Source organism: Brevundimonas sp., assembly GCF_004210735.1.
In the GTDB taxonomy this organism is placed as follows: Bacteria; Pseudomonadota; Alphaproteobacteria; order Caulobacterales; family Caulobacteraceae; genus Brevundimonas.
The window spans coordinates 1-9894 of sequence record NZ_SDZL01000070.1; the positions used below are offsets into that span (position 1 = coordinate 1).

The 9894-nt window shown below is 67.7% G+C and carries 13 protein-coding genes; 9 read left to right on the top strand and 4 right to left on the bottom strand.

From position 1 onward, the window contains the following. Positions 1 to 93 (top strand): hypothetical protein (locus tag EON91_RS12645; RefSeq protein WP_292095371.1); only part of this gene is annotated, 93 nt, incomplete at its 5' end. Positions 94 to 317: 224 nt separating this feature from the next. On the opposite strand, the gene EON91_RS12650 is transcribed toward EON91_RS12645, so the two are convergent. Genes EON91_RS12650 through EON91_RS12660 form a run of 3 tightly spaced genes read right to left on the bottom strand, consistent with a single transcriptional unit; the run spans position 318 to position 2351 of the window. Then, positions 318 to 1388, bottom strand: a complete 1071-nt coding sequence (locus EON91_RS12650) for a L,D-transpeptidase (protein ID WP_292095344.1) — start codon at positions 1386 to 1388, stop codon at positions 318 to 320. Between the two features lie 58 nt (positions 1389 to 1446). Then, positions 1447 to 2187 carry an SGNH/GDSL hydrolase family protein gene (locus EON91_RS12655; RefSeq protein ID WP_292095347.1) on the bottom strand — a complete coding sequence of 247 codons (741 nt, stop codon included), beginning with the start codon at positions 2185 to 2187 and terminating at the stop codon, positions 1447 to 1449. Continuing rightward, the gene (locus tag EON91_RS12660) at positions 2184 to 2351 is read right to left on the bottom strand and encodes a hypothetical protein (RefSeq protein WP_292095349.1); all 168 of its coding nucleotides are present in this window, start codon (positions 2349 to 2351) and stop codon (positions 2184 to 2186) included. Before EON91_RS12660 ends, EON91_RS12655 begins: the two co-directional genes overlap by 4 nt. Positions 2352 to 2519: 168 nt before the next feature. Here EON91_RS12660 and EON91_RS12665 point away from each other — a divergent pair, with 168 nt between their 5' ends. The 3 genes from EON91_RS12665 to EON91_RS12675 all read left to right on the top strand — a co-directional run bounded on the left by EON91_RS12665 (position 2520) and on the right by EON91_RS12675 (position 5589). Then, entirely contained in the window at positions 2520 to 3665 is a 1146-nt protein-coding gene (locus EON91_RS12665) for a GNAT family N-acetyltransferase (RefSeq protein ID WP_292095352.1), read from the top strand. An 8-nt stretch (positions 3666 to 3673) separates the two neighbouring features. After that, a complete protein-coding gene (locus tag EON91_RS12670) occupies positions 3674 to 4597 on the top strand; it encodes a cupin-like domain-containing protein (protein ID WP_292095356.1) in 924 nt (307 codons plus the stop codon). Positions 4598 to 4707: 110 nt separating this feature from the next. Then, complete coding sequence (locus tag EON91_RS12675) at positions 4708 to 5589, top strand: DUF2807 domain-containing protein (protein ID WP_292095357.1); 882 nt, start codon at positions 4708 to 4710, stop codon at positions 5587 to 5589. 127 nt (positions 5590 to 5716) lie between these two features. Here the strand turns inward: EON91_RS12675 and EON91_RS12680 are convergent, their stop codons facing one another. Next, positions 5717 to 6478 (bottom strand): porin, encoded by a 762-nt coding sequence (locus EON91_RS12680; RefSeq protein WP_292095362.1) that lies wholly within the window; start codon positions 6476 to 6478, stop codon positions 5717 to 5719. Positions 6479 to 7099: 621 nt separating this feature from the next. Between EON91_RS12680 and rpsJ the strand changes: the two genes are divergently transcribed. The 5 genes from rpsJ to rplB all read left to right on the top strand — a co-directional run. Beyond that, positions 7100 to 7405: a 30S ribosomal protein S10 gene (rpsJ, locus tag EON91_RS12685; RefSeq protein ID WP_003164367.1), complete on the top strand. Its 306-nt coding sequence runs from the start codon at positions 7100 to 7102 to the stop codon at positions 7403 to 7405. A 22-nt stretch (positions 7406 to 7427) separates the two neighbouring features. After that, on the top strand, positions 7428 to 8180 hold the full coding sequence (rplC, locus tag EON91_RS12690) for a 50S ribosomal protein L3 (protein ID WP_292095364.1): 753 nt from the start codon (positions 7428 to 7430) through the stop codon (positions 8178 to 8180). Beyond that, positions 8180 to 8818 (top strand): 50S ribosomal protein L4, encoded by a 639-nt coding sequence (rplD, locus tag EON91_RS12695; protein WP_292095365.1) that lies wholly within the window; start codon positions 8180 to 8182, stop codon positions 8816 to 8818. The genes rplC and rplD overlap by 1 nt, the downstream gene beginning before the upstream one ends. Next, positions 8818 to 9123 carry a 50S ribosomal protein L23 gene (locus EON91_RS12700; protein ID WP_292095368.1) on the top strand — a complete coding sequence of 102 codons (306 nt, stop codon included), beginning with the start codon at positions 8818 to 8820 and terminating at the stop codon, positions 9121 to 9123. The genes rplD and EON91_RS12700 overlap by 1 nt, the downstream gene beginning before the upstream one ends. A gap of 4 nt (positions 9124 to 9127) precedes the next feature. Continuing rightward, on the top strand, positions 9128 to 9894 hold a 767-nt coding region (gene rplB / locus EON91_RS12705; protein WP_292095370.1), incomplete at its 3' end, for a 50S ribosomal protein L2.

Consider the following 9894-nt stretch of genomic DNA (forward strand, 5'->3'; position numbering starts at 1 on the left):
ACCCCGATCGCCATGGAAGAGAAGCTGCGCTTCGCCATCCGCGAAGGCGGCCGCACCGTCGGCGCCGGCGTCGTCTCCAAGATCACCGAGTAATCGGCGACCTGAGACGGTCTGAATAAGCGAACGGCCCCGGAGCGATCCGGGGCCGTTTTGCTGTCTGCTTCCTTCTCCCCTCGGGGGAGAAGGTGGGCGCCGGAGGCGCTCGGATGAGGGGGCTCTGTCGGCGGGCAGGCGGCGAATGATGAGGGCGAGGCCAGCGGCCCCCTCATCCGTCTTGCTCCGCAATCCACCTTCTCCCCCGAGGGGAGAAGGGTATGTCAGCGGAACTCCACCTTCACGCCGGGCTTCACCCTGGCGGCCAGTTGTTCGGCGTCCCAGTTGGTCAGGCGAACGCAGCCGTTGGAGAAGGTCTTGCCGACCTTGGACGGGTCCGGCGTGCCGTGGATGCCGTAGGTGTCGCGTGACAGGTCGATCCAGACCGAACCGACCGGATTGTTCGGCCCGGCGGGGACCACGACCTTTTTCGAGCCCCGGTCGTAGCTGACGCGCGAGGGGTCGTAGGTGTAGTCCGGCTCGGGCGCGACGCCGACGACGGTCAGGTTGCCGGACGGGGCGGGGCGGGTCGAACTGCCGATGGTGGCCGGATAGAAGGCCAGCAGGCGATCCTGGGCGTCATAGGCGCGGACCGACCGTTCGGTCTTGTCGACCACGATCCGGGCCACGTCGGCGGGCAGGTCGGCCGGGCCGGTCGCGGGGACCAGCAGGCGCTGGCCCGCCTTGCCGAAATCGGCGCCGGGATTGAGCGCCTGCAGGAAACCCTCGGTGACGTGGAATTTCTCGGCCAGCGCCTCCAGCGGGGTGGCGTAGCCGACCGTCGCCAGTTTCGACTGCGCCTCCAGATCGGCGGGAACCGCGCCGATAAAGGGCCCGGTCAGGTCGGCAGCGGTGATCACATAATCCGACAGGACGGGGGCGCTGTCCGTCTGGGTCAGGCGGGTGAAGACCTGGGCGTCCAGAACGCCGTCCTCGGGCAGGCCGACCGACTTTTCGAAGGCCGCGATGGCCTGACGAGTGTTGTCGCCGCCCAGTCCGTCGATGACGCCGGGCGAGAAGCGCGCGCGATCCAGCAGAATCTGGGCCCGGATCACGGCCGGGTCCGGTCGGGCGGGCGGGGTGGCCTGACCTGCAGTGGCCGGATCGGACGCGGGCGGGGCCGCGACGGGGGCGGTGAAGACCGCCTGTTCTATGGCTTCACGCGACAGGGTCGTGCCTGTGGGCGCCGCGGCGGATGGCGCGGGCGCGGCTTCGCGCGGTTCGGGTGAGCCGCAGGCGGCCAGGGCCACGGCAAGGACGGATACGCAAAGGGGCAGGGGACGCAATACGGGCATACAGGCTCCGGTTCAGACGAACCTGAGCAACACCCGGCGCACGCGCCCCGTTCCGCGCTCAGCGCAGGGCGGCGGCCAGACCTTCGGCGGTGATCTCGGCCCAGCAGGCGTAGCCCTGATCGTTCAGGTGCAGGTCGTCGGGCCCGACGCCGCCGCGATCCAGCCCGCCCCAGTCGGCCATGGCGTCGAACCGGCGCAGCACGGCGTAGCCGACGCGGCCGCCCTCGAGGTCGATCAGCCGGGCGGTTTCCCCCAGCGCCGGATTGCGACCCTTGAAGGCGGGGTTGGTCGTCGCCTCGGGCAGGCGCTGCGGGTCGATCAGCAGCACATCGACACCGGCGCGGTCCAGCAGGCCCTGGCCGCGCCGGAAGTCGCCGAAGAAGGCGTCGATGGTCCGATCGCGCAACACGTCGTTGGTGCCCAGCTGCCAGATCACCAGATCGGGCGTGTTCGCCGCGATCTCAACCGCAAGCCGGTCGGCGGTCTCCTTGGCCGTTTCGCCGCCGATGCCCTTGTTAATGACGGTGACGTCGACGTCAGGCAGGCGGCGCTCAAGCCCGGCCTGCAGCAATGGGACAAAGCCCAGGTCGGGGCGGCTGGCGCCCACGCCTTCGATACTGGACGAGCCCATGGCCAGGATGGTCAGGCGGCCGCCCGCGACCGCTGCCCGGCTTTTCGTCAGTCCGCCGTTGTCGATCACAGCGTCGGCGCGAACGGGGCAGGCAACGGGGGGCTGGGCCCAAGCGGCGGTTGCTAGCGGCAGAGTCAGGGCGAAGGCGAGGGCGGCGGCTGTCTTCATCGATTGGGTTTTCCGGTGGCGGGATCGGTGGCGGTGTCGCCGGGGTTGCTGGAGCCCTCGGAGCCTGCTGGCTCGGTGGCGGGGCGCGGCGGCTGACCCTCGCGGGCGGGCGTGCGCTGGTTTTCGTTCTCGGTCTCGCGATTGTCGGGACGGGGGTCGGTCATGGCAAGGCTCCGGCAGTGGTGGGACGATCACATCAGGCAACGCTCCAGCGTCCACCGCGCTCCCCGGCAAGACAGCGTTCACCATGCCGCTAAACCGTGCCGAAACAGGCCATGTGCGACGGTGCGGGCTGGAACGGCGCCTGCATGACGCCGCCTGAAGAGGTCCGGATGTCCCAGAAACTGCAGGTCGAGATTGTCGCGGCCGAGGCGTTGACGCCCGGCGACATCGCCCTGTGGCGCGCCATGGCGGCGGACAATCCGGATCTGGGCAGCCCCTATTTCCGGCCCGAGTTCACGCAGATCGCGGCGGCGGTCAGCCCCGGCGCGGCGGTGGCGGTATTCCATCGCGGCGGACAGGTGGTCGGATTCTTCCCGCACCAGCGACGGGGTGGGGCGATCCAGCCATTGGCGGCGCCCATGAACGACTATCACGGGGTCATCGCCCGGCCCGGCCAGGCGCCCAGTCTGAATGAGGTCGCGGCCTTGCTGAACCCGCGCAGGCTGAACGTCGGCGGGTGGGTCGGCGAAGCGGCGGGTGCGGAAACGCGCGATACCCTGTTGGCCGTCCTGCCAGACGGCCAGTTCGACGCCTGGTACGCCGAGCGGCGGACGGCCTTCGGCAAATATTTCAAGGACAAGGAGCGCGCGCGCCGTAGCCTGGAGGCCGAGCTGGGGCCGATCCGGGTCGAGGCGGGGCTGCGGGATTCGGGGCTGCTGGACCGGCTGATCGACCTGAAGCGAGACCAGTATCGCCGCACCGGCCGGCACGACATCTTCGCCTGCGGTTGGACGCGAGACCTGCTGCACGCCCTGATGGCCAGTCCCGAGGGCGATTTCGGGGCGTCGATGGCCGGGCTGTGGGCAGGTGACCGCCTGTGCGCCATGGAGTTCTCGCTACATGCGGGGCGGCGCTACCATTTCTGGTTCCCGACCTATGAGCCAGGGCTGGCGCGGTGCTCGCCGGGCATTCTGCTGAGCATGGACACGATGCGGCTGGCGGGGGCCGAGGGCTTCAGCGAGTTCGACTATGGGTTCGCGGGCGAGCGCTACAAGAAATACTTCTGCAACACGACGCTGACGGTCGGCGAAGCGGTCGTGCTGAGGCCGGGACTGGGCGCGGGGTTGAGTCGCGCCGCCGTGGCGATGATCAACGCCACGGGCGCCGAGCGGGGCGAGCGCCTGCGCACCAGCCTGCGCCGCCGGTGGGCCGCCATCGAGGCCTGTGAGACCACGGGTCTGGCCCGGATGAAGGGCGCCGCCGTCGCCGCGGGCGCCGCCGTCAACAAACTGACCCGTCCGCCCGTCGCCGCTTGAGGATCGCCATGACCGACACCGCGCGCCGCACCCGTTACCCCGGCCCCATCGCCGAGGCGAAGATCCATCCGCATGGACTGGTCCAGCAGGGCTTCGCTTCGGACGAGGTGCTGGCGGCCATGCTGGATCGCTATCCGGCCGAACTGTTCGACATCAACCTGTATGACTATGACGACGCTGGGCAGGTGTCCTTGCGGACCGGCGCGCGCGGGCGACTGTCGGGCGGCGACCTGTTGCAGGCGATCCAGCAGGGGCGTCTGTGGGTGAACCTGCGCGAGGTCGAGCGGGGCTGGCCCGAACTGTGGCGCGCAGCGATGGCCGAATATGCGGCGATCCAGGGGCGCTATCCGGGGCTGAAGGCCGTGACCAACGCCGGACAGTTGATCCTGTCGTCGCCCAAGGCGCGGGTGCCCTATCATTTCGACGCGGCGGGGGTGGTGCTGTTCCACCTGCGGGGGCGCAAGCGGCTGTTCGTTTATCCCGGCGACGAGGCGCATCTGCCCGAGCGGGCGATGGAGCAGGTGGTCGCGCGCCAGACGACCGAGGAACTGCCCTATACGCTGGCGTTCGAGGCCGACGCCCAGGTGATGGATCTGGAGCCGGGGCAGGCGCTGACCTGGCCGCTGTATGCGCCGCACCGGGTCGAGAACCTGGACCGGTTTTGCGTCTCGCTGTCGATGGACTTCCAGACCTGGTCGTCGCGGATGCGCAACGGGGCGCTGTACGCCAATGCGGTGCAGCGCAGTCGGGGCGGGGCGCCGCGCGCCACCGACCGGATGGGCCGGCCCGAGATCGCCGCCCGCTGGGCCGCGTCGCTGGGCCTGCGTCGCATGGGCGCGCTGAAGGACCGGCTGGCCACCTTCGAGCGGGACTTCGAGCCCCAGGTCGGGGCGGTGGACGGGGCCGGGACGCTGGAGCGGCGCCCGGTCTGAACGGGGGGGCTGAACGGCTGCATTCTTACAAGTGGTTCATGACCTCGATTTAAAATGACATCGGGGGCGCCCCGCGCGACCTTTTCGCCAAGCTGAAAAGGATCCAACGCATGAAGCCGCTCATTCTCTCCGTCGCCTTCGGGGCCCTGTCTCTGGCGGCCATGGCCGCGCCGGCCGTCGCGCAGGACGTTGAGATCAGGAACGCTGTCGCACGCGTCGTCGTCGTACCCGAAGACCGGGCCGACATCGCTGTCGAGATCACCGGCGGCGCCGGCCTGCCGCGCCCCACCGTCGAGCGCCGGGGAAATGAGGTGCGCATCGACGGCAATCTGGGGCGTGACGCGGTGCGTAACTGTCAGGGCGGCGATGGTCGCCAGCCGTGGGACGGCGCCAGCGTCGAAGTGCGTCGCCACGGGCGGATCAATCTGGCCGACGCGCCGATGATCGTACTGCGGACGCCGCGAAATGTGGATGTGAAGGCCGGTGGCGCGGTGTTCGGCGCCGTGGGGCGCGGCGCGCGCTCGGTCGAACTGGGCAATGGCGGTTGCGGCGCCTGGACGGTCGCCAATGTCGACGGTCGTCTGGAGATCGCCCAGGGCGGCTCGGGCGCCATCCGGGCGGGCACGTCGCAGGATCTGGAGATCGCCCTGGGCGGTTCAGGCTCGGTGCTGGCCGGAGCGACTCGGGATGCGGACATCGCCATCGGCGGTTCGGGCAGCGTGAATCTGGCGCGGGCGGACGGTGCGGTCAGCATCGCCATCGGCGGCTCGGGCGATGTGCTGGTGCGCGGCGGCTCGGCGCGGGATCTGGATGTGTCGATCGCCGGTTCGGGCGACATCGACTTCCGCGGCGTGGTCGGAAATCTGGACGCCACGGTCGCCGGCTCGGGCGATGTGAAGGTGGCGCGCGTCACCGGCGACATGAAGCGGTCGATCATCGGCTCGGGAGAGGTCAGCGTAGGCGGTTGGGACCAGGCGCCCGCCCGCCGCTGAACAGGGGAGGGGCCCGGAGCGTGGAACCCCCGGGCCCCTCTTTCCATTCGAGGCAGACAAGAAAAAGCCCCGGCGGATCGCTCCGCCGGGGCTTTCTGTCTTCTGTCCCGTGGGACGGAGACGCTTCTTACGAAGCGCCGCCCAGCAGGTTCAGCAGACCGGTTGCGCCCGGCAGGTTGGCGCCGGCGCGCTCACGCGCTTGCATGCCGCCACCGAAGTTGTAGCGCAGACCGATGGTCCAGGTGTCGGCTTCGATGTCTGCGAAGTCCGTGCGGCTGTAGCCGGCGCGGATCGAGATCGGGGTGCTGGCGAACTCGTATTCACCGGCGACGCCGTAGGTCAGGGCGTCTTCGCTCTCGTCCATGAACTCCAGGTCCGAGTAGCTCAGAGCGGCGCTCAGGCGGACGTTCGGCATGACGTAGTAGGCGGCCTCGCCACCGATGGTCCAGGCGTCCAGATCGGCGCCGAAGCTGTCGAGGGTGGTGTAGGCCAGCGAGCCGCTCAGGGTCGCGTTGCCCATATACTTCTGCACTTCAGCGCCGACCGTCCAGGCCAGGTCGATACCGGCGTCGTCAGCGGCGACGAAGCCACCGGCGCGCAGGTCCGAGCTGATCATTTTGGTCAGGTGCACCGCGCCCGACAGCGATTCCGCGTCTTCGCCGAAGGTGTCCGAGCGGGTGACGGCGCCGTCCAGGGTGACGGTCCAGTCGCCGAAGGCCGGCATTGCCACCGTGCCGTCAACGGCCCAGGCGTCGCTGTCGGCGTCGTCGCCGTCATACGAGACTTCGGTGTTGGCGTAGGTCAGGCCGATCGAGCCGACGTTCTGGGCGGCAGCCGGGGCGGCCAGCAGGGCCGCGACAGCGGCGGTAGCGAGAAAGAGCGTTTTCATTTTTCTTTTCCTTGGTTCGGGTCCCCGCCACGGCGGAGGGACCGCAGCGGGGAGCGGCGGGTTAGCAAGGAAAGCGGAGCTGTGGAGATTACTTTTGTCTCACAACCGTCATGAGCAACGGTTGTGTGGCGTAGCCGCAACTCAATGTGGCCGAGATGCGGCAAATGCCTGAATGGACGTTCAGAATTGCCCGAACTGCTTGCGAAACCGCAATAATGTTGCGGCGTGAGTGGGAGAATCCAAGCCGCCATCTCGACTCACGCAGACGCTCGACACTCCACTATAAAGAGGGGCGTCGCGGGCGGCGGTCGGACCTGCGGGTCGCAAGACCGGAATGGCGGACGTCGCTGCGTTTCCTCGCTTGACGGAAACGGAATCGGACGGCATAAGCGCCCCTCTTGTTGGACCGGCTGTGCACTTTCGGGTGCAGACGCGGTCCGCAGGAACGACCTAAGTTACTGTTCTTTGCAGCATTCTTGGGATTTCACGGCCTTCGCGGATTTCTGCGTGGGCCGCTCGTTTTTGCGGATTTGCGTTCCCTGGGGGCTTAGCTCCCGAGGCTTCGGTCTTTGAAATGGTTCACAGGGACGCGGTTCCGACCGCTTGGGAATAACGACCGATATGGATCAGAGCATCCGCATCAGGCTGAAGGCCTTCGATCACCGCGTCCTCGATTTTTCGACGCGCGAGATCGTCAATACCGCCAAGCGCACGGGCGCGACCGTTCGCGGTCCGATCCCGTTGCCCACCCTGATCGAAAAATTCACCGTGAACCGCTCGCCGCACGTCGACAAGAAGTCGCGTGAGCAGTTTGAAATCCGCACGCACAAGCGCGTGCTCGACATCGTCGACCCCACCCCGCAGACCGTGGACGCGCTCATGAAGCTCGACCTGTCCGCCGGCGTGGACGTCGAGATCAAGATTTAAGAAAGAAGAGGCGGGATCCGACATGCGTACGGGCGTGATCGCCAAGAAGCTGGGCATGACCCGCGTGTTCGCCGATGACGGCGCGCACGTTCCGGTCACTGTGCTTCAGCTCGACGGCTGCCAAGTCGTCGGCCAACGCACTCAGGAGCGGGACGGCTACGTCGCCCTGCAGCTGGGCGCAGGCGCCAAAAAGGCCAAGAACACCAACAAGGCTCAACGCGAGACCTTCGCCAAGGCGGAAGTCGAGCCCAAGGCTTATGTGACCGAGTTCCGCATTGATGCGGACGGTATGCTGGACGTGGGCGCCGAGCTGTCGGCCGACCACTTCGTGGCAGGCCAGAAGGTCGACATCCAGGGCCCGACCATCGGTAAGGGCTTTGCCGGCGCCATGAAGCGCTGGAACTTCGGCGGTCTGCGCGCCACCCACGGCGTTTCGGTCTCGCACCGTTCGCACGGTTCGACGGGTAACCGTCAGGACCCGGGTCGTACGTTCCCCGGCAAGAAGATGGCCGGCCATCTGGGTCAGGAAATCGTCACCCAGCAGAACCTGACCGTCGTCCGCGTGGATGTCGAGCGTGGCCTGATCCTGATCAAGGGCGCTGTCCCGGGTCATGACGGCAGCTACGTCAAGGTTCGCGACGCCATCAAGAAGGCCCGCCCGGCCGACGCCCCGTTCCCGGCCGGCGTCAAGTCGAGCAAGGCTGCTGCTCAACCCGCCTCGACCCCGGCTGAAGAAGCCCCGGCCGTCGAAGCGACCGAAGGCGGTGAAGCGTAATGAAACTCTCGGTCATCAAACTCGACGGCAAGGCCTCGGGCGACGTTGAACTGTCGGACGCCGTCTTCGGCATCTCCGACATTCGCGGCGACCTGCTGGCCCGCTACGTCAACTGGCAGCTGGCCAAGCGCCGCGCCGGCACGCACAAGGTTCAAACCCGCAACGAGAACTCTCGTACGGGCAAGAAGATGTACAAGCAGAAGGGTACCGGCGGCGCCCGTCACGGTTCGCGCCGTGCGCCGCAGTTCGTCGGTGGTTCGCGCGCTTTCGGTCCTGTCGTTCGCGACCACGGCTATTCGCTGCCGAAGAAGGTCCGCGCCCTGGCCCTGCGTCACGCCCTGTCCTCCAAGGCCAAGGCCGGCAACCTGGTGGTTGTCGACAGCGTCACGGTCAAGGAAGCCAAGACGGCCTCGCTGCGCGAGACCTTCGGCAAGCTGGGCTGGACCAAGGCCCTGATCATCGCGGGTCCGGAAGTCGACGCCAACTTCGGCCTGGCCGCCCGTAACATCCCGCACATCGACGTGCTGCCGAACGCCGGCCTGAACGTCTATGACATCCTGCGGGCCGACAAGCTGGTGCTGACCAAGGCGGCTGTTGAAGCCATCGAGGCGCGCTTCTCTGAGAAGGAGGCCGCGTAATGGCCGGCGCTCAACCCACCGCGCGTCACTACGACACCATCCTGGCTCCGGTGATCACCGAGAAGGCCACGATCCTGTCGGAGCAGAACAAGGTCGTCTTCCGCGTGGCCGATAACGCCACCAAGGACGAGATCGCCGCTGCGGTCGAAAGCCTGTTCAAAGTGAACGTGCTGAAGGTCAACACCCTGGTCCAAAAGGGCAAGACCAAGCGTTTCCGGGGCATCCTCGGTCGTCGCGTCGACATCAAAAAAGCGATCGTGACGCTGGCCGAGGGCCAGTCGATCGACGTCACCACGGGGCTCTGATCAGATGGCTCTGAAGCATTACAATCCGACGTCGCCGGGCCGCCGCGCCCTGGTGCTGGTCGACCGGTCCGAGCTCCACAAGGGCCGTCCGGAAAAGTCGCTGACCGAAGGCCTGACCAAGTCGGGCGGACGCGGGCAGGGCGGTCGCATCGCGGTCCGTTTCCGCGGCGGCGGCGCCAAGAAGCTGTACCGCAAGATCGACTTCAAGCGTCGCAAGTTCGACGTGGTCGGCACGGTCGAGCGTCTGGAATACGACCCGAACCGCACGGCCTTCATCGCCCTGGTCACCTATGCCGACGGCGAGAAGACCTACATCATCGCTCCGCAGCGCCTGAAGGCCGGTGACACCATCGTCGCCGGTGAAAAGGTCGACGTGAAGCCGGGCAACGCCATGCCGCTGCGCTCGATGCCCGTGGGTACGATCATCCACAACATCGAGATGAAGCCGGGCAAGGGCGCCCAGCTGGCCCGTTCGGCCGGCGCCTACGCCCAGCTGGTCGGCCGCGATCAGGGCTATGCCCAGATCCGTCTCGGCTCGGGCGAGCTGCGTATGGTCCTGGACGGCTGCCTGGCCACGGTGGGCGCGGTTTCGAACCCCGACCACATGAACCAGAACCTGGGCAAGGCCGGTCGCGTCCGTCACATGGGCTGGCGTCCGCACGTTCGCGGCGTCGCCATGAACCCGATCGACCACCCGCACGGTGGTGGTGAAGGCCGGACCTCTGGTGGTCGCACCCCGGTTACGCCGTGGGGCAAGGACACCAAGGGCAC